The organism is Methanoculleus methanifontis, assembly GCF_030464365.1.
Lineage (GTDB): Archaea > Halobacteriota > Methanomicrobia > Methanomicrobiales > Methanoculleaceae > Methanoculleus > Methanoculleus methanifontis.
In genome coordinates, this window is the sequence record NZ_VCYI01000004.1 from 180,762 (window position 1) to 199,096 (window position 18,335).

General features: G+C 58.6%; 18 protein-coding genes. 10 read left to right on the forward strand and 8 right to left on the reverse strand.

Features of this window, described 5'->3' with window-relative positions; translation table 11 throughout:
- Window positions 1-219 precede the first annotated feature (219 nt).
- Window positions 220-1,590: an ATP-binding protein gene (locus FGW20_RS04665; protein WP_301676929.1), complete on the forward strand. Its 1,371-nt coding sequence runs from the start codon at window positions 220-222 to the stop codon at window positions 1,588-1,590.
- 347 nt (window positions 1,591-1,937) lie between these two features.
- On the opposite strand, the gene FGW20_RS04670 is transcribed toward FGW20_RS04665, so the two are convergent.
- The 3 genes from FGW20_RS04670 to FGW20_RS04680 are packed head-to-tail and all read right to left on the reverse strand — an operon-like array spanning window position 1,938 to window position 7,541.
- Window positions 1,938-3,464, reverse strand: coding sequence for a restriction endonuclease subunit S (locus tag FGW20_RS04670; protein ID WP_301676930.1), 1,527 nt, complete (start codon window positions 3,462-3,464; stop codon window positions 1,938-1,940).
- Window positions 3,448-4,872, reverse strand: coding sequence for a class I SAM-dependent DNA methyltransferase (locus tag FGW20_RS04675; RefSeq protein WP_301676931.1), 1,425 nt, complete (start codon window positions 4,870-4,872; stop codon window positions 3,448-3,450). Before FGW20_RS04675 ends, FGW20_RS04670 begins: the two co-directional genes overlap by 17 nt.
- A complete protein-coding gene (locus FGW20_RS04680; RefSeq protein WP_301676932.1) occupies window positions 4,869-7,541 on the reverse strand; it encodes a type I restriction endonuclease subunit R in 2,673 nt (890 codons plus the stop codon). Before FGW20_RS04680 ends, FGW20_RS04675 begins: the two co-directional genes overlap by 4 nt.
- A 731-nt stretch (window positions 7,542-8,272) precedes the next feature.
- Here FGW20_RS04680 and FGW20_RS04685 point away from each other — a divergent pair.
- The 3 genes from FGW20_RS04685 (at window position 8,273) to FGW20_RS04695 (ending at window position 11,249) form a co-directional block, all read left to right on the forward strand.
- On the forward strand, window positions 8,273-9,298 hold the full coding sequence (locus tag FGW20_RS04685) for a type II toxin-antitoxin system antitoxin SocA domain-containing protein (protein ID WP_301676933.1): 1,026 nt from the start codon (window positions 8,273-8,275) through the stop codon (window positions 9,296-9,298).
- Window positions 9,231-9,959, forward strand: coding sequence for a hypothetical protein (locus tag FGW20_RS04690; RefSeq protein WP_301676934.1), 729 nt, complete (start codon window positions 9,231-9,233; stop codon window positions 9,957-9,959). The genes FGW20_RS04685 and FGW20_RS04690 overlap by 68 nt, the downstream gene beginning before the upstream one ends.
- 306 nt (window positions 9,960-10,265) lie before the next feature.
- Window positions 10,266-11,249, forward strand: a complete 984-nt coding sequence (locus FGW20_RS04695; protein ID WP_301676935.1) for a proline iminopeptidase-family hydrolase — start codon at window positions 10,266-10,268, stop codon at window positions 11,247-11,249.
- A gap of 222 nt (window positions 11,250-11,471) precedes the next feature.
- On the opposite strand, the gene FGW20_RS04700 is transcribed toward FGW20_RS04695, so the two are convergent.
- Both FGW20_RS04700 and FGW20_RS04705 read right to left on the reverse strand, forming a co-directional pair.
- Window positions 11,472-11,744, reverse strand: a complete 273-nt coding sequence (locus FGW20_RS04700; RefSeq protein WP_301676936.1) for a type II toxin-antitoxin system RelE family toxin — start codon at window positions 11,742-11,744, stop codon at window positions 11,472-11,474.
- Window positions 11,744-11,971, reverse strand: a complete 228-nt coding sequence (locus tag FGW20_RS04705) for a DUF7557 family protein (RefSeq protein WP_301676937.1) — start codon at window positions 11,969-11,971, stop codon at window positions 11,744-11,746. The genes FGW20_RS04700 and FGW20_RS04705 overlap by 1 nt, the downstream gene beginning before the upstream one ends.
- A 215-nt stretch (window positions 11,972-12,186) precedes the next feature.
- Here FGW20_RS04705 and FGW20_RS04710 point away from each other — a divergent pair, with 215 nt between their 5' ends.
- Together FGW20_RS04710 and FGW20_RS04715 are read left to right on the forward strand one after the other, a co-directional pair.
- Window positions 12,187-12,396 (forward strand): TOBE domain-containing protein, encoded by a 210-nt coding sequence (locus FGW20_RS04710; RefSeq protein ID WP_301676938.1) that lies wholly within the window; start codon window positions 12,187-12,189, stop codon window positions 12,394-12,396.
- A 96-nt stretch (window positions 12,397-12,492) separates the two neighbouring features.
- Entirely contained in the window at window positions 12,493-12,987 is a 495-nt protein-coding gene (locus FGW20_RS04715; RefSeq protein ID WP_301676939.1) for a hypothetical protein, read from the forward strand.
- Between the two features lie 358 nt (window positions 12,988-13,345).
- Here FGW20_RS04715 and FGW20_RS04720 read toward each other — a convergent pair whose 3' ends face one another.
- Entirely contained in the window at window positions 13,346-13,597 is a 252-nt protein-coding gene (locus tag FGW20_RS04720; protein ID WP_301676940.1) for an SET domain-containing protein-lysine N-methyltransferase, read from the reverse strand.
- 111 nt (window positions 13,598-13,708) lie between these two features.
- Between FGW20_RS04720 and FGW20_RS04725 the strand changes: the two genes are divergently transcribed.
- Window positions 13,709-14,593, forward strand: a complete 885-nt coding sequence (locus FGW20_RS04725) for an ABC transporter ATP-binding protein (protein ID WP_301676950.1) — start codon at window positions 13,709-13,711, stop codon at window positions 14,591-14,593.
- A gap of 3 nt (window positions 14,594-14,596) precedes the next feature.
- Window positions 14,597-15,364 (forward strand): ABC transporter permease, encoded by a 768-nt coding sequence (locus FGW20_RS04730; RefSeq protein ID WP_301676941.1) that lies wholly within the window; start codon window positions 14,597-14,599, stop codon window positions 15,362-15,364.
- A 30-nt stretch (window positions 15,365-15,394) separates the two neighbouring features.
- On the opposite strand, the gene FGW20_RS04735 is transcribed toward FGW20_RS04730, so the two are convergent.
- Window positions 15,395-15,571 carry a CxxC-x17-CxxC domain-containing protein gene (locus FGW20_RS04735; RefSeq protein ID WP_074370462.1) on the reverse strand — a complete coding sequence of 59 codons (177 nt, stop codon included), beginning with the start codon at window positions 15,569-15,571 and terminating at the stop codon, window positions 15,395-15,397.
- Window positions 15,572-15,753: 182 nt separating this feature from the next.
- Here FGW20_RS04735 and nifB point away from each other — a divergent pair, with 182 nt between their 5' ends.
- Together nifB and FGW20_RS04745 are read left to right on the forward strand one after the other, a co-directional pair.
- Entirely contained in the window at window positions 15,754-16,665 is a 912-nt protein-coding gene (gene nifB, locus FGW20_RS04740; RefSeq protein ID WP_301676942.1) for a nitrogenase cofactor biosynthesis protein NifB, read from the forward strand.
- A gap of 34 nt (window positions 16,666-16,699) precedes the next feature.
- Entirely contained in the window at window positions 16,700-17,560 is an 861-nt protein-coding gene (locus FGW20_RS04745) for a DNA-3-methyladenine glycosylase family protein (RefSeq protein WP_301676943.1), read from the forward strand.
- 3 nt (window positions 17,561-17,563) lie between these two features.
- Here FGW20_RS04745 and FGW20_RS04750 read toward each other — a convergent pair whose 3' ends face one another.
- Window positions 17,564-17,929, reverse strand: a complete 366-nt coding sequence (locus FGW20_RS04750; protein ID WP_301676944.1) for a hypothetical protein — start codon at window positions 17,927-17,929, stop codon at window positions 17,564-17,566.
- Between the last annotated feature and the right edge of the window lie 406 nt (window positions 17,930-18,335).

Below are 18,335 nucleotides of genomic sequence, written 5' to 3' on the forward strand. Positions count from 1 at the left end.
CTGAATCTCCTCGTTTAGCAGGGCCTTAAAACCGAAATCATAATCCCATCCCACAAACAAAGAAATTTTCAGCAGAAAAATAGAGTTACCATTGCTCTGCCATTCATCCTGGAGGAAATTCGGCAACTTTGCCTTTCACCCGATCAGGCATGCAGAAGAACGTACAACCGGAGAGGAGTTCCGCCATGCTACAAAGGGAAGATATCAGGAGAGATGCGCGTGGATGACCTATACTCCCTGCTCGCCCGCTTTGAAGGGCGGCAGATCGACTTCAAGGAAGATGTGAGCGCAAGCCTTTACCGGCTCCTGTCCGCCTTCGCCAACACCGCCGGTGGTGCCGCCGTCATCGGAATCCGGGACCATGACCATGCCGTCATCGGGCTCGACCTGAGGAATAACGCTGTTAAGAAACTCGCGGACAGCATAACCACCCGGCTCGGCGTTCATCCGGTCATCGATATCCATGAGATCGAGGGGAAGTCCATCGTCATCGTCACTGTCGAGCGGAGCCGCGTTCCGGTCGCCTTTGACGGGCGGTACTACACCCGTGTCGGCGATACAACCCGCGAGATGCTCCCCGACGAGCTCAGGGAGTACTTCCAGCAGAGCATTGAGTGGGACAGCGTCACCGGGCCGTACTCGTTCGATGAGATCGACGAAGAGACGGTGCGGCGTTTCCTTGCACGGGCAAATGCGACGGGCCGACTCACTTCTGTCGATCCGGCCGAATCAGTAGAGACAGTGCTCTCTCGACTCGGGCTTGCCAGGGACGGAGGGATCAGCAACGGCGCCATCGCCCTCTTCGGCAAGAACCCGCAGCGGTATTTCTTGAACTGCATCCTCCGGATCGGGCGGTTCAAGCGGGCGGATATCATCATCGGCGACCACGAGATCGGGGGCAATCTCTTCCAGCAGTTCGAGGAGGGCGAGCGGATTATCAAGCAGTATCTCGGCGTCAGGTACGACATCTCAGAGGAGGCGATGCGAGAGTCCTTCCAGAGGAGAGAGATCTGGGACTACCCACTTTTGGCGATCCGGGAGGCGCTTCTCAACGCGCTTATCCACCGCGATTACTTCAACAACACGATCCAGACGCAGGTCAAGATCTTTGACGACCATATCCGCTTTCACAATCCCGGCCATCTTCCCGAAGGTGTCACCGTTGAGATGATCATACAGGAGCACTACTCCTTTCACCGCAACCCGAAGGTTGCTGATATCTTCTACCGTGCCGGGCTTGTCGAACGCTACGGGTCAGGGGTTGAGCGGATCATCACGGCCTTCCGCGATGCCGGTATGCCGGTTCCCGCCTTCGCGAGCACCTCGCTCGGGTTCACCCTGACGATGCGGATGGATACGCTGAGCGCGAGTTATCTTCAGAAGATGGAACTGAGTGAACGGCAGATCCTTGCGGTGGAGCGGATCAAGGCCGAGGGGAGTATCACGAGCGGTGTCTATCAATCACTCACCGGCGTCTCGGCACCGACGGCTTTCAGGGATCTCAAGGGCCTGGTTGACCGCGGTATCCTGGAGCAGGTGGGCACGTCGAGGAGGAATACACGATATATCCTGCGGGAGAGGTCACGATGAATCGAAGGCATTTCCAGAGCGCTCCGGCGAATAAGCGGCTGATCCAGGCCGAAAACAAGGTAGATGCCCAACCTGGCGTGGATACATGAACGATGAATGAACGATGAATGAACGATGAATGAACGATGAATGAACGATGAATGAACGATGAATGAACGATGAATGAACGATACGATAGATAAGAAAACCAATTGAGGATGAGCGCCGGGCGGGATGCAGCGTGACCGCTCCGGCGAGGATGCTAAAAAGGCTGATCGAGGTGGCGCTGTACCCCGGTGGCCGGCGGGAACCGATCTCCCTCCCGCTCTCCGAGGTCGAAGATCTCCTTCTCGAAGATCCCGGCGCCTTCATGTCAACGTGGACTGAGATTCTTTTCCCGCTTTCTTCGCTCTCTCCCCCGACCGTATCCGCTCAAGCAGCACCGATGCCGGCTCGTACTCGCGTCCCTCCCGCCGGGCGAGTTCTGCTTCGGTGGGGACCAGCCGGCCAGAGAATGCCCGGGCGAGGATGGACTGCCGCATCGTTTCGGTCTTTGCGCGTGCCGCGGCGACTTCGGCCTCGATCCGGTCGGCAAGGGCAAAGAGGGCATCGACCCGGCGGACAATCTCGTGTTGTTCGGGGAGGGGTGGGAGTGCAAGGGGTAGATCCCTGATATTCTTGCCACTGATGCCTCTTTGACCAGCAGAAGATTTTGAGGAGTCGATAATCATTTGACGCGCAAACCCATTTAGGTAGAATAATTCGACGTAATTTGGTAGAATCTGTTGGTGATCAAATCTGACTCTTATCAATTTATCAGGATATAGAATCACATTGTCTTTTAGACCACGCACTAATCCACAAATACCTACAAACTCCTCACTCCCGCTATATCTTGTAAATAGTAAATCATTATCCTCTAATTGATACGATTTAATGTGTATCTCAGAGTTTCGGAGGTATCGGTAATCGCTCAGATTCACATTTCGTGCACGAAGAGCACTAATCCGAAGAATTCGGTCTCCTGGAGGGTCATTGTGCGGCTTTATACTAATGCCGTTCTTTATTTCACCTAAAACCGTGCCGAAATTAACCCAAAGCCACGAGGATGGTATTTCAAAATATTCTTCATACCCATTCTGAATTATTTTAGGGGTAACTATCCGCTCTTTGTTTTTGTTCCCTATTACACTCTGATGTTTTCGTTCGGCAACAATCCTGCTTATTATGACGCTTCCATTCTCCCTGTTAGGATTTTCAGCCCGCCAATCCTCCGTCAGCCGCCCATCGCACGCGGCGGCGAGCACCGCCTGCCGGAATTGCTTGAGAATGCCCGGCACGCGCTCAAGGCGGGCGTTCGCGGCGTCCAGCCGTGCAAACAGCGCCTCGATGGCGGCGACGATGCGGTGCTGTTCGGCGAGGGGTGGGAGAGGAACTTTAATTTCTGCTAAGTCTGTTCGACGAAGGCTCGGGACAGTTGTGGCTTGCGAATATTGCATAAAATCGATGGTTTCAAGAAATCGTAGTAAGTATTGCGATAGTATCGAGGTATTAGGTACAGCCGCCATCATATTATTATCGATACAACTCGGAACTCCAATCAGCCGTCGTCGATTAAGAGCTATAGCCATTCCGATTTTTGCAAAGACAATAGAGTCTTTCGGAATTATTTTTGCCCGTAACTCAGATGCAGTATCCTCACTAATCGTATGCTTCGATTCGGTGAGATACTGTCCTGATTTTACTTCGCCCAGGTTTCCAACTTTATAAAAGGGATATTTTTGCCCGGTCTTTTCTTGATATTCTAGTGGAAACCCCGATCCGCTAATTAATTCTGCAACAGTGCCGAGATTTGCGTATTCCCACCCCTCCGGCACCTCACTCCTCTCTGGCATACCCGTTCCCCATCATCTCAAGGATCGCGTTCAGTTCCTCCACCGCGGCCTCAAGTTCGTCGATCGCCTCCGCGGCCAGTTCCTCCGGGGCCGGCAGGTCATCACCGTCCGAGAGCGAATCATCCCGCAGCCACTTCAGCGAGTCGATCTTGTAGTCCCGCTCCTTGAGTTCGGTGATATGGAACGACCTCCAGCGGTCTTCCGCCGAGTCTTCGGGCCGGCGGGGCGACCTCCCGTTCGGGTCCTCGCCGTAGCAGCGCTCGAACTCCGCAAAATGCTCCTTCGTGAGCGGCCGGTCCTTCTTCGTGATCCCCGGCACGTTCGTCCGTCCGTCGTAGACCCAGGTGTGATCGGTCGGGATGCCCTTCGTGAAGAAGATCACGTTCGTCTTCGTCCCCGGCGAGTAAGGGGTGAACGTCCCGTCCGGCAGCCGGAGAACCGTATGCAGATCGTTGTCCTCGCAGAGCACCTTGAAGACCTCGCCCGCCGCGTCCGCGAAGAGGACGTTGTCCGGCACCACGACCGCCGCACGGCCGCCGGGCTTCAAGATCGTCATCACGTGCTGGATGAAGTTGAGCTGCTTGTTGCTCGTCTCCACCACGAAGTCTTCCCGGTGCGGTGCCTGGTTCGCGCCCTTCGTGCCGAAGGGAGGATTGGTCAGCACCACATCGAACCGCCGGGAGTCGGGCACCTCGTAGATCGAGTCGCCCAGTTTGATCTCCGGCTCGATGCCGTGCAGGTAGAGGTTCATCAACGCCAGCCGCCGCGGGCGCTCGACGAGTTCCTGCCCGAAGTAGGTGCCTTTCCGGATACGCGGCGCAAGATCCCGGTCGAACGCCCCGCCGCCGGTCACCGCCTTCAGCCACTCATAGGCGCAGACCAGGAACCCGCCGGTTCCACAGGCGGGATCGGTGATGGTGAGCTCGCGGCTCTTACGCGGGTCGGGTTTTGTGCACCGCACGATCGTCTGGATGAGGATACGCGGGGTGAAGTACTGCCCGGCACCCTTCTTCCCCTCGCTTGCGGCCTTCTCAAGCAGCCCCTCGAACGCGGCGGCCTTCACGTCGACGTCGAGCCCGGTCCACTCGGTCTCGTCGATCACCCCGATCAACTTCTTGAGGTTCACCGGGTTGTGGAAGCGGGAGAGCGCACCGGCGAAGATGTCGCCGAGCAACCCCTCGGCCTTGCCGAGGGTGCGGAGCAGGTCGGCATAGTGCTCGGTGAGGTCGGTCCCGGACTGCTCTTTGAGCGCGGTCCAGTCGCAGCCCTCGGGAAGCTCGACGCCGCGCTCGTCGGCCATCTTGAGAAAGAGCAGGTAGGTGATCTGCTCGATGTAGTCGCCGTAATCGATCCCTTCGTGCCTCAGCGTATGGCAGAATCCCCAGAGTTTCTGTACGACGTCACTCATGCCGCAATAGCCTCATTCAACTCGTGAAGAAGTCTTGAGAGCCGGTTTCCAAAAACGCGGTTTGCCCGTCCCCAACCGCCGTGATCGGCGAAGACGGGGATGATCTCAAAGTCTTCCTCATCTATTGAGAGGTTAAGGGTTAAATGAGCGCGGATACGATCCAGCCATGCAGCCTGCTCTGCGGTGAAGTTCTTTCCATCCACGATCGCCGCAAACGCCCGATCAATCCGCTCTTCCGCGGTGAGCAGTTCCTCGTCCTCGCGGGCGGCGTGCTTCACCATCGATATGATGTCGACGAGCGCCTTCTGGTAATGCACCTGGTGCGCCCGCTGCAGGTTCTCGATGGTGAACCGCTGCGGTGTCGCCGTGAGTTTCTCCTTCAGTTCGGCAAGCGCGTCCGTACTCCACTCCTGCGGCCGGTCGAGGAGGATCCGGATGGCCTCGATCTTCTCGGGGTTCTCCTGGACGAACCGGGCGAAGAGGGTGAGATAGTCCGCCGGCTTGTACTCCTGCCCGGCCGAATCGCGCACCACCCAGGTCGACGCCACCCCGTCCTGCGTGTGGTAGTCGATGAGGAACGTCCGGGGGGGCCGGGGATAGTTTACCAGGAGGTTCTGGAAGTCAGGGTCACGGAGGATCTCCATCGTCCCGGTGAAGTCCTCCTCCAGCCGGCGTTGCAGAGAGACGGCAAACTGCTTCAGGTCTCCCTTATCGACGAACTTCCGGAAGAGGTCCCGCGCCTCCCCCGACATCTCCTTGTCGATCCGGTTCAGGCGCTTGACGAGCACGCGGAGGTTGTAGGCGCGGTCCCGGTTGTTCCAGATATCGTCGATGATCTTCGTGATCGGCTTTGCCTCCCTCTGCGGCGGTTCGGCTGTGATACCGGTGGCCTGCCGGAAGTAGTCGATCAGCGTCCCGCCGAAACAGTCGAAGACGGTAAAGTGCGATTTGTCCGGGTGATGCTCCCCTTTGCGCGTGCCTCTCCCCATCATCTGCTCAAAGAGAATACGGGACTTCACCGGCCGGAGGAAGACGATGTATTCGAGGTCGGGGATATCCACGCCGGTCGAAAGGAGATCGACGCTGACGACGATTCCCGGTAGTTTCCGATTCCGAAACTCCCTTATTCTCTGCAGGGGGCGGTCGACCTTGCCGGTGATCTTCTGGACGAACGCATCCTCTCTCCCGAAGACCTCGCGGGCGGCATCGACCAGTTGATCCGCATGGGATGTATGCGGGATGTCCTGGACGGCAAAGATTAGGGTCTTCGGGAAGCGGCCGTAGCGCTCCTCGTGCTCATCAGCGTATCGCTTGATCTCTTCGAGGATCTTATGGTTCGAGTCGATCGATGTGATACTCCGCTCGATCTGTTCCGAGGGGTATTCACGCTCGTCTTCTAAGATATCGAGCGTCTTCTGTCCGGTCTCGGGGTCGACGAGATCGACAGTCTCGCCTTCCTTGAGGAAGATCCCCTGCATCCGGACGCTGGACTCGATGGCAACGAGATCGTAATCGACCAGGTAGCCTTCCCCGACAGCCCGCTCGTAGGGATACTCGTAGACCTTGTGCTTGAAGTAGGCCATCGTATGCGAGGCGGGCGTCGCGGTGAGCCCGATCTTTATCGCGTCGAAGTGGTCGAGCGTGCTGCGCCAGATCGACATCTCCTGCGAGGTATACCCGCGGTGGCACTCATCTGCAATGATGAGATCGAAGGCGTGGATCGGGATATCCATCTTCTCGGCGTCTTCTTCCGCCTCCTCCGTGCAGGGGAAGGCGGCAGCCCTGCCGAAGAGGTTGATGGTCATCCGCTGGATGGTCGAGACATACACAAAGGCATGTCCGGGCTGTGGATCGGTGAGGTAGGCGTTCGGCAGCACCGTGATATCGAAGGGATCGTCGTCGTCCAGGTCGCCGCGGTGGAACTGCTGGCTATAGACCTCGTAGGTCTTGTCGAACTTCAACCCCTGCTCGGTATCGAACGAGGCGAATGCACGCACCGCCTGCGCCGCGAGAGCCCGCCGGTCGACGAGGAAGAGGACGCGCTTTGCCACACCCGCTTTCATCAGGCGGTAGACGAGGTTGACCATCGTGAACGTCTTACCCGTCCCGGTCGCCATCGCAACCAGCATTGCCCGATGGCGCTCTGCGATCGCATTTCCGATGGCATTGCAGGCTTCGCGCTGATAGGGACGCATCCGGGGATTATCCGGGACCGTGGAGAACTGCAAACACTCTCGATCGATATCGCTCTGCAGGCGTTCCAGCACAGCATCCGGCGAATGGAATCCCGCAATCTCCCGCGAACGGTTCCGTGGGTGCCGTGCATCGCGATACCAGATCACCTCGCCGTTGGTTGCATAGAGAAACGGGACGCGGATGCCGTCACAGTTGAACGAAGTATCGGTGATCCCGCGCGCATACCGCTCCGCCTGCACAAGAACACTCTGCGGCCCCAGCGAGACTTTCTTCGCCTCGACAATCCCCAGGATTTCTCCGTTGACACAGAGGGCATAGTCGGCAGGGCCGTTCTCGGTCGGATACTCCTCGATAGCACACCGTTCGTATACACTGAGCGAACTGCCTTCTCTGTAGGGAACGACATCCCAGCCAGCCACCCGTAACTTCGGATCGATCCTCGATTTACGGGTCAGATATTCGTTTTCACTCATCGGCAAGGCACACGAAGGGCGATAATTCAACAAAATGCCAATCGGTTTGATATTGAAGTCTTGTTTATCGATAAATTAACTTTGTGATACCATTCAGGCAAAGGGGTTCAGAGAAATCGTGAAATTTAATTTAATAAAATGTCAATCCGGTTGATATTGCAGCCGGATTTATCGATAAATTAATTCTTTGAGGTTCTTCAGGAAAAGATAACGAAAAAAAACATTGGATGGCCCTTCATCTCACCCCTCCGGCGGGAAAAAAGATCGCTCGATCCGCACACGGCCACATTGCATTGCTGCCTTCTTCCATCAGGGAGGAGAGCCGGCACCCCTTTTCTCGCGGGCGTACTCGTCGGCGAGCCGGTGCAGACCTTCGCGCAGGAACAGGCCTCCCCTCATCGTAAAACTCCAGATCGTGCACTGCATCGTCCTATCTCCTCGTATATCGCTTTGCGGGGCATGTAACCAGCATGTAATCTGGAGTGCAGATCCCCGGAGAAACCACCCCATCGATCCCGGTAAGATCTGTGCGGAAAGCGCCGAGGAAGATAGTTGAGGCGACGATTCTCCGCCTCTGCGAGGGGAGATACCTGATCCTTGATGACCCGGCCAGTCGCCAATCGCGCCTTCATACCTGCGTTCAGAAAGAGTTATCTTTTATTACCTGTAATACGCACGCATACAGACTTGTTTCCGGGTTATAGCGGAAGCTTCAGGGCCAAGGTGATAAGATGCGGAAGCAGAAGTTGATCAATGCGTTGCTATACGCGGTGGAGCGCGACGGCCGCATCGGCCGGACGAAGCTCCTGAAGTTCATCTTCTTCGTGGACCTCATCTACTACAACCAGAGAGGAACAACACTCTGCGGGACGACCTACATCCGCATGCCGAAAGGACCTGCCGAGGCTGCGGCGTTCCAGTTGACGTCCGAATCGAACGCATATTTCGATGTGAAGGCGCCAACAGCAAATGCGCATACGGGAAGGAGAGTGCCGGGCGGTTCTTTCCGGAGAAACACCTACGAGTCATACGAATACAGGCCCAAGAGCAAGGCAGACCTCACGATCTTTACACCTTACGAGCGAGTCCTCCTCGAGTCGGTGCTCCAGTGGATGAAGTTCAAGAAAACGGATCTCATCAGTGATATTTCCCACTACTTCCGCCTCTGGAAGGAGTTTTCAGACGGAGAAGATATTCCTCTCGATTACTTCCAGTTGAATCGTCGCGAGAGGATGTATCTGGAACAGTCCGGCCTGCACGCCGACGGCTTCGAGCGCACGGTCTGCACCGGCATCCTCCCTCTCTCCACGGAAGTTAGCAATGCGCTCCACCCTCTGAATGCGGAGCGGATTGCCACCGTTGAGGAGATCTTAGACAGCTTCATCGCGGCGTATCCCCTGCCCGCCCTGGAGATCTTCTACGACGCATACCTGGCGTGGGACGACGCCTACCGCTCGATGCTCCGGCACAACCCTTCGCACGCCCCCGCACTTGCGACCGAAGGCTGCGATGCCCTCTGTTTCGTCTCGCATGTCGTCACGACGCATATGATCCCGGGTGTGTATCGGGAGGAGCAGTTGCAGGAGTTCTGCGACACCGCGGAGCGGCGCTTCAACGCCGAGCGGGACGCGATCACCCGCGATAACCCCCCCTCGCCCCCACCGGATTCCGATGGCGAGGTCCTCACTCTTGTCGATATGGCAATGCGCATCTCTCGCGATCTCGCGTGCAGCGAGTCTCCGGCAGGGAGGAGGTAACCTGCCCTATTTCCTCGACAGTAACGTTCTCATCGGGTACTATTTTCACGTCGCCGACACCTGGGGCACCGAGGCCGCGGATGTCTTCGATGACCCGGAGCCGAACCATTCCAGCACAGGGGTCTGGGCCGAGTGTTTCGGGGACGGGACGGGAGGACGGTGCCGCACCATCCAGCAGAATCTCGTTCGCGAGTTCCGGCGGGCGGTTGCGCACTTAAAAAGGGACGGTTCGGCAGATACCCTCCTCGCCGAAGCCGAGAGCCGGGGGTGGAAGATCGTCCCGCTTCTCCGGCATGTTGCCGAACTCTGTCGCGAGCAGCCGGCAGCGGCCCACAAGAAACTCCTCGCGGTGAAAGAGTGGTATGAAGGGCTCTGCCAGCAGCGGCGCTCTGTCCTCGACGACCGGGAGGCGCTGGCGCTTCACGCGCGAACGGAACCCTACCGCGAGATCTGGAACCGGTTCAGTGCGGTCATCGACGACTACGACGACTGCGAGGTGCTCCTCGACGCCCACGATGTCGCCACGGCGATCGACGGCACAGTGCTCTATACCGGGGACTACCGCCACATCATTGCCAACCGCGAACTCATTCTTTCGGAAACCAGCCTCCACGATGTCCGGTACCTGGGCGACCGGATGGGTGGACGGCCGCCGGCGTGAAGGGTTAAGGAGGCGACGGCTGGCGAGGTTCGAGCCAGTCGCGGCCGTCAGGGACCCCGCTGACCGACTGCCGCACAAGAAATGATCGATTATTCAGGATCACCGAAACTGCAGGCACCCCGTGCTGTGGGATCACATGGAGAGGATTATGTCGAACTTTTTTACTTACCTATCCCATCCCAAAAACTCAAATCCCCTCCAAAACAAACACCACATCAGGAACACACCGCCGGCGGCCCCCTACAGCCCCCCGGCCGTGGCACCCCAGGGGTCAACCATACCAAAAAAACGTTCAGGAGAGATCTCATGTTACTTCTCCTTCTCACAACCGCAGCGGTCCTGCTCGCGCTCTGCATCACGACGGATCGGCCGGCCGACAGATCGAACGTCACCATAACCAGAACCGACGGCGACACCCACGAGGGCTACGTCGACGTCACCGGCGGCCGGGTCTGGTTCCGCATCGTCGGTGCCGACAGTCCCGGAACGCCCCTACTGATCCTCCACGGGGGACCGGGGGCGACCCACGACTACCTCGAGCCGCTCGCGGCCCTCGCGGACGAGCGGCCGATCGTCTTCTACGACCAGCTCGGGTGCGGGAACTCCGACCGGCCCGACGACCCCGCTCTCTGGACGGTGGTACGCTACGTCGCGGAGGTCGGCGAGGTCCGCCAGGCGCTCGGACTCGACCGGGTGCACCTCCTCGGGCAGTCCTGGGGAGGGGCACTTGCGGTCGAATACGTGCTCTCCGCAGAATCCGACGGCGTTGAGAGCCTGATCCTCTCCGCGCCGCTGCTGGACGCGGACCGGTGGGTGGCGGACCAGCGGGCGCACCTTGCGGCGTTCCCCGAAGAGATCCAGGAGGTTGTCCGGGAAGCGGAGGCGACCGGGAACTTCGACTCGCCGGAGTACCAGGAAGCCATGGCGGCGTATTACGCCCGGCACGTCTGCCGGACGGACCCCTGGCCCGAATGCCTGAACCGGACGTTCGAGAAGATCTCCCTGCCGGTCTACCTCGGGATGTGGGGACCGAGCGAGTTCACCTGCACGGGAACCCTCCGGACGTTCGACGTCACCGGCCGGCTCGCCGAGGTCCCGGTCCCGGTGCTCTTCACCTGCGGGGAGCACGACGAGGCATCGCCCGCGACCATGGCGTACTTCCGGAGCCAGGTGCCGGGATCGGAACTCAAGGTCTTTAAAGGCGCCTCGCACGAGCACCACCTCGAAGAGACCGACGCGTACCTCGCGACCGTGCGTGAATTTTTATCCCGGGTCGATGCGGCACAGTGACCCGGGGCCCGGCGAACCCGTTTTTTTGCGCCCTGGAGAGATGTTTCGCATGCGTCAATGGAAACAGCAGGTGCCACGGTCTCAGGGGAAGGTATTCTCCAGAGCCGTAGTTTGAGAATTTTCCTGTCAAAGAAATGTGTTTTTCATAGCGGAAGGACACATCGGCCCATTGCGACGACGAGACGTTGATAGACAAGAGCAGCGAACATCTCGCGACGCAGATCAATATTCCCGATAGATATTGCTCTGATTTCCAATCTCAATCACGGTGATGACCATCACATTGTCCTCGATCACAAGAATGATCCGGTACTGTCCTACACGAAGAGAGTCTAGTGGACTGTTCTGGTGTCCCTTCAGTTTCTTAACGTGAAATCGGGGATACGGCTCATCTGCCAGAGCATAGAGTTCTTCCTTAATCCGTCCGGCATCAGGGTCCGGGATGTTATTGAGAATCCGCTCGGCAACCGGCATCAGGATGAGCCGCCAGATCATCAGAGGCCCCGTTTCTGAACATACTCTTCAAAGGGGCGACCCCGACCGGCCCGCATGTCCGCGACACTTTCTTCGATCCGCTGCAACGTCTCTTCGGAAAGCGGCTCCGGATCGATTAATGCGTCCATAATGCGGTTGAGCGTCTCGTCATAACTCTCCCGGGGATGTGCTTTCAAGGTATCCAGGCGGGACTTGGTCTCCGGCTGGAGCTGGATCGTGGTTGCCATAGCCAACTATGGGTAACTATAAGATGTAATGATTCTGTCGGGGCCACATACTGAACGATGTGCAGGCACACTGACCTGGGGGAGGCGGATCCACTTTTTTGCGCCCCAAAAAACGCCCGTACTCCCGCCTGCAGGGAGAGTATGCGCACCGCACCGGGGTTTCGGGCATCGAAACCTATATACCCCGAATAGACGGACTACCGCCGCGGTGCAGCATGAAGTTAAGTGCAAGAAACCAGCTTCCCGGAAAAGTAAAGGCCATCGATGAGGGCGTCGTCACCGCCGAGGTCGTCATCGCGCTGGACGGCGGCGGCGAACTCGTCGCGGTCATCACGAAAAAGTCCGTGGAGAACCTCGGGCTTGCCGTCGGCAAAAAGGTCTACGCCGTGGTCAAATCGACCGAGGTCATGGTCGCTATTGACTAAAACCCACCCCTTTTACCCCGGCCTGCAGCTTGCAGGGCGGCAACGCATAAATAGTCCGGCAACCGTTCTGCCGGCATACCCACCGTGAGGGTAACCATGGCACGAGAATACCCTCCTCTCCTGACCGCAGTCATCATCTGCGTCCTGATGACCGTGCTCGCCGGCGCCTACGCCCTCCTCGCGAACGAGGGCGCACCCCCTCCGGGACCGCCCCCGGCCGGAACGCCGGGAACCCCGGTCACGACGGGCGCCCCGGTGCAGGTTACATCCCGCACGTTCTCGATCACCGTCACCCCGGCGTCCACCACCACCCGGCCCGGCGATACGGTCAGGTTCACGCTCACGGTGCACCCCGAAGGCGGATTCTCCGCACCCGTCAAGATCAAGATCTCCGCTACGGCGCTCGGGGGCGTATACCGCGAGAACCGTGACCTTGGCACGGTCTCCGTGCCCTACCCGCCGCTCACGTATGAGGTCACGGCCCCCGACCTCCCGCCCTTCATCTCCACCGCGACCGTGGACGCCGTGGTTACGGCGACCGGCGGAGGCACCGTGCGGACCGAGCAGGTGCAGCTCGTCATCAGGCGATAGGGTAGCGGCCGGAACGCCCATTCCAGACATATCGCAGAATTTCCAGGCCACATCGCCATTCCCATGCCCCTGCATCCCGGACACCCCCCTACCATATCTCTAAATTACCCCCGAATCCCTAAAAACCATTCAAATTGTCGGACGATTCTGAGATACCTACACGACCGGCGGGCCGGTTACAAGGGTCGGCAGACATTACCGACGATCGAGAGAATCTCAATGATTCAGTGAGGATCTTCCAAACCCCTTGATTTCCACTGGAGAATTCGGCAGACAACCCTGAGCGGCCCGGAGAGGATGGTGCAGTCCTCCGGCACCCGGTTCGCTATACTGGTAAACACGCTGTATCCGGGTGGATTTATCTGAACAAATTGAGGCGGGAATGGAAAATTGACACGATTCGAGGCGTTAGAAACACTCGCCCCTCCACCGTACCGAACCAGACAGGGCCGGGGCAGTCAGGCAGCCCGCCGTAGCGGATGGTGATCTCCTCGCCCCTTAAGATGGGGCGATGGGCAGAGGTGCGGATCACGCCCTGAAGACGATCGCAGGCATGATCCGCGTTCGCGTGGCAGGAAGGGTTGCAGAACGCCCCGTAACCCGGCGCCACGGCGGCGGGTGCCCGCGTGGAGGAGGGGTGAGCGAAAGAATGTTGTAGTCACACGACTCCACTGACCCTTCGGGAGGAGAGACGATCGGGGACGTCATCGTAGCGCACGACCTGGAGAAACGGTTCGGAGACCTCATCGCGGTCGACCATATCGCCTTCCAGGTCAGAGAAGGAGAGGTCTTCGGGTTTCTCGGCCCGAACGGAGCGGGAAAGACAACGACCATGAAGATGATCCAGTGCATCTCCCCTAAATCCGGCGGCACCCTGGAAGTCTTCGGCATGGACGTGGATACCCACCAACGCCAGATCAAGAGCCATCTCGGGGTGGTGCCGCAGGAGAACAACCTCGACCCGGATTTTTCGGCCTACCGGAACCTGCTGATATACGCCCGTTACTTCGGCATCCCGAAACGGCAGGTGGAGAAACGGGCAAAAGAACTCCTCACTTTCATGCAGTTAGAGGAGAAACGGGACGTCCTGATCGACAAACTCTCAGGCGGAATGAAACGGCGGCTGATCATCGCCCGGGCGCTCGTCAACGAACCCGAACTGCTCATCCTCGACGAACCCACCATCGGGCTTGACCCGCAGGCGCGGCACCTGATCTGGGAGAAACTCCGGAACCTCCGGGCCGAAGGAAACACCCTCGTCCTCACCACCCACTACCTCGACGAAGCAGAACGCCTCTGCGACCGGCTGGTGATCATGGATCACGGCAAGATCCTCGTCCAAGGCACCCCGGCGGACCTTATCCGGGAGCATGCGGGAAACGACGTCGTCGAAGTCGAGCGGACGGAGAAGGTGGTTGCCCGCCTGGAGGAACTCAGGCTGAACTACGACCTTGCCGGGGACATAATCCAGGTATTCACGAACCGCCCGAACGATGTTGCACAAGAACTGCTCGAGGTCTGCCGGCACGAGGCGGCGGTGACGGTTCGGCCGGCAACCCTCGAAGACGTCTTCCTGCGATTGACCGGCCGGAGCCTGCGGGAGTGAGCGATGATCGACATCACCACAAGAGTGCAGAGCGTCTGGCGGAGGAACTGGGACGCCTTCCTCAGGACCTACCGGGTAAACTTCATCCCACCCTTCATCGAGCCGGTCCTCTACCTCCTGGCGCTGGGGTTCGGTCTCGGGACGTACATCGAGGCGGTCGACGGGATTCCCTACCCCGTCTTCATCGCACCGGCCCTCGTCTCGATATCGGTTATGTATTCGGCCTTCTTCGAGTGCACCTACTCGTCGTTCGTCCGGATGTACTACCAGAAGACGTTTGATGCAATCATCGCGACCCCGGTCGCCATCGACGAGGTGATCGCGGGAGAGATGCTCTGGGGCGCCACTCGTGGGATGATCTACGCTACGCTGATGCTCCCCGTGCTCCTCCTCTTCGGCGTCGTCGCCATGCCGTCGTCCCTGCTCCTCATACCTTTCGCGTTCCTCGCCGGCCTCCTCTTTGCAGGCATCGCGATGTGCTTCACGGCGATCACCCCGAGCATCGACGCGCTGAACTACCCCTCGTTCCTCTTCATCACCCCGATGTTCCTCTTTTCGGGGACGTTCTTCCCGCTCGACATCCTGCCCGAACCGATCCAGTACTTCGCCCTCGCCGCCCTTCCGCTCACGCACGTCGTCGGTTTCAACCGGGCGATCACGCTCGCGACGTTTTCGCCGATAAATCTCCTCAACCTTGCCTGGATAGCAGTGGCTACCGTGATCTTCTTCGTTCTCGCCATCAGGCTGATGCGAAGGCGGCTCGTCGTGTAACGAGCAATCAGAGATCAGTTAAAAAGGGGGTTAGAATCGGGGTTTTCTGTGCTTCGGGAGGCAGTCACGGCAGTAGACCGGCCGACCCTCCGTAGGCTTGAAAGGAACTTCGCACTCTTTGCCGCAGTCGGAACAGACCGCCTTGTGGAACTCGCGGGGACGGTCGTCATAAGAACGGGGGCCCCTGCGGGGATATCTCTCTTCCATATACTTCAACCATGCAGATAGTCTGCACACATACAACTACCTGCCTGTATATATAGGTACTTCTTGGGGATCCGGGATAGTCCTCCTCGCGAGGATGGCGGAGTACGCGCCACCTATTACCAACCGCTGGGCCCGCCGGAAACCATCAGTATATAATACCCTCCGGCACATAGATCAGTTATATGGCCGATGAGTACCGGACCGCGACGGTCCAGGGCAGGGAGGTTCCTTACGATCCGGAGCAGTTACGCAAGATCAGCGAGCACCCCTGCTACTCCGAGAAAGCATGCCACGCCTTCGGACGATGCCATCTCCCCGTCGCTCCAGATTGCAACATCCAGTGCAACTACTGCATACGCGACTTCGACTGCGTGAACGAGAGCCGGCCGGGTGTCACGAGCAAGGTTCTCACCCCGGAAGAGGGGCTCGACCTGGTCAGGAACGTCGTCAAGGAGTACCCGTACGTGAAGGTGATCGGCATCGCGGGGCCGGGTGAGCCGCTCGCAAACCCCGAGACGTTCGAGGCTCTGCGGCTGGTCCACGAGGAGTTCCCGCACCTGATCATGTGCATCAGCACGAACGGCCTCATGCTCCCCGAGTCGATCGAGGCACTCGCGAAGTACGATGTCGGGAACGTTACGGTCACGCTCAACGCCGTCGACCCGGCGATCGGGGAGAAGATCTACTCCTGGGTCGAGTACGACGGGAAGAAGTATCACGGGCGTGAGGCGGCTGAACTCCTCCTCTCCCAGCAGATGAAGGGGATCGAGATGGCGGTCGCTAAGAAGATGTTCGTCAAGATCAACACCGTCTACATCCCCGGGATCAACGACGAGCACATCCCCGAGATTGCAAAGAAGGTCGGCGAGATGGGGGCGTTCACCTTCAACGTCATCCCGCTCATCCCGCAGTACAAGTTCGCCGGTATCACCCCCCCGACGTCGAAGGAGAAGCGGGAGATGCAGGATAAGTGCGCCCCGTTCATCAAGCAGATGCGCCACTGCGCACGCTGCCGGGCGGACGCGATCGGGAAACTGGGTCAGGACGTTCAGTCCTGCGTCTACCAGCAGATGAAGGATGAGAAGGCAGAATAATCCATTCTTTTTTAGTTCGCCGCTGTTACCGGCCATGAAGACGATCGAACTCGGGCCAGACCAGCCGTTCGACCTCAACCTGACCCTCTCCTGCGGGCAGGCCTTCCGCTGGGAGAAGACTGCGGACGGGTGGTGGCAGGGCGTCGTCGACAGGCGAGCCGTCCGAATACGGCAGGAGAGAGACCGGCTCACGTTTGAAGGGGCGAATGAGGGGTTCGTCCGCGACTACTTCCGGCTCGACCAGGACCTTTTGGCCATCCTCGCATCGATCGACCGCGACCCGGCGATCAGCGCCGCGATCAGCGAGTGCTGTGGCCTCCGGCTTGTAGGGCAGCCGGCATGGGAGTGCCTGGTGTCGTACATCTGCGCCACGAACACGAACATCCCGGCGGTGAAACGGCGCATCGCGTTGATGGCAGGGCGTTACGGAAGGCCGATCGACGGCCCCTTCGGCACGGCGTATACGTTCCCGGATCCGGAAACGCTTGCGGGCGTCTCCTCTGCGGATCTCCGGGACTGCAAACTCGGTTACCGGGCGGATTATGCCCGGGAGGCTGCCGTATTCACAAGTGAGAACCCTGATTGGGCAAAGCGGGTCGCCGACCTTCCCTTCGAGGAGGCGCGGCAGGCGTTGATGCAGTTTCGGGGCATCGGGCCGAAGGCGGCAGACTGCGTGCTGCTCTTTGCATTCGGGTTCTTTGAAGCGTTCCCCGTCGACGTCTGGATACACCGGATCGTGGCGGAGACCTACCTCCCCGACCTTGCCGGGAGGAAATGCACACCGGCGGAGTACGAGCGGATCCGGCGATTTAGCCGGGACTATTTTGGGGGATATGCCGGGTACGCGCAGGAGTACCTCTACTGTGCGCGGGGCCCGGCGAGCCGGGCGCAGTGAGGCTCACCTCTTCTTCCGGATGAGCCAGATTGCCGCGAGCAGGCCGAGGATAACGATACCGACGAGGGCAAGGGTCCCGATACCTGCAAGGTGGGTAGGTACTCCGCAGACCGAGATCACGGGCGAAGCGACACCGATAGCGGCCTGTTTCCCGGGAGGCTCGTGCCGCGCCATCGTCGTGTTGTAGGCGTGCGCCCTCGTCTCCGGGGACATGCCCTCCAGGAACTCAGGGCAGACCCTCTCATAATACTCGCCCACAGATGCGTTCTGCGCGAGCATCTGCTCGTATATCCGCACATGCGACTCGTTAAACGAATACTCGATGGCGATCTGCTGGCCCGGGCTCTCTCCCAGGACCGGTCCCGGCACAAGAATGAAAAACGTCCATATAACCAAGAAAAGTAGGTTCTTTCCCTGCATCTTCACGATCCTCCTCTAGCCATGAAACTACCCCAAATTTTTCTCGCTCTTGTCCAAGGATATAGTTGTGAACATCCTAGAATCTCTTGACATAAAGGGCACCTCTTACAAGCATAGTGATTCTGAGGAGGAAATGTGCGGACCAGAAATAGTCGCATACTTCTTACACAATTCTCCTGGTTCCTCGCAAGAAAAGGAAATGAGGTGGCTTTCTTTATGCCACCCATAGAAGTCGTCCCAAAAGTGCCACGTGGTTGAAGATTCACTGGGTTCAGAATGCAATTACGAGCGTTCATAACAAATTGAACGCTCTCCTGTATCAAATTGCTGAAACGGCTTCCCATTGGCTATCGCC

Excerpts from the sequence above, each read along its gene's own strand:
- FGW20_RS04695 (WP_301676935.1), top strand. The coding sequence starts at position 10,266 with ATGTTACTTCTCCTTCTCACAACCGCAGCGGTCCTGCTCGCGCTCTGC.
- FGW20_RS04745 (WP_301676943.1), top strand. The coding sequence starts at position 16,700 with ATGAAGACGATCGAACTCGGGCCAGACCAGCCGTTCGACCTCAACCTG.
- FGW20_RS04735 (WP_074370462.1), bottom strand. The coding sequence starts at position 15,571 with ATGGAAGAGAGATATCCCCGCAGGGGCCCCCGTTCTTATGACGACCGT.
- FGW20_RS04710 (WP_301676938.1), top strand. The coding sequence starts at position 12,187 with ATGAAGTTAAGTGCAAGAAACCAGCTTCCCGGAAAAGTAAAGGCCATC.
- FGW20_RS04700 (WP_301676936.1), bottom strand. The coding sequence starts at position 11,744 with ATGATCTGGCGGCTCATCCTGATGCCGGTTGCCGAGCGGATTCTCAAT.
- FGW20_RS04705 (WP_301676937.1), bottom strand. The coding sequence starts at position 11,971 with ATGGCAACCACGATCCAGCTCCAGCCGGAGACCAAGTCCCGCCTGGAT.
- FGW20_RS04730 (WP_301676941.1), top strand. The coding sequence starts at position 14,597 with ATGATCGACATCACCACAAGAGTGCAGAGCGTCTGGCGGAGGAACTGG.
- FGW20_RS04715 (WP_301676939.1), top strand. The coding sequence starts at position 12,493 with ATGGCACGAGAATACCCTCCTCTCCTGACCGCAGTCATCATCTGCGTC.
- nifB (WP_301676942.1), top strand. The coding sequence starts at position 15,754 with ATGGCCGATGAGTACCGGACCGCGACGGTCCAGGGCAGGGAGGTTCCT.
- FGW20_RS04670 (WP_301676930.1), bottom strand. The coding sequence starts at position 3,464 with ATGCCAGAGAGGAGTGAGGTGCCGGAGGGGTGGGAATACGCAAATCTC.
- FGW20_RS04680 (WP_301676932.1), bottom strand. The coding sequence starts at position 7,541 with ATGAGTGAAAACGAATATCTGACCCGTAAATCGAGGATCGATCCGAAG.
- FGW20_RS04685 (WP_301676933.1), top strand. The coding sequence starts at position 8,273 with ATGCGGAAGCAGAAGTTGATCAATGCGTTGCTATACGCGGTGGAGCGC.
- FGW20_RS04675 (WP_301676931.1), bottom strand. The coding sequence starts at position 4,872 with ATGAGTGACGTCGTACAGAAACTCTGGGGATTCTGCCATACGCTGAGG.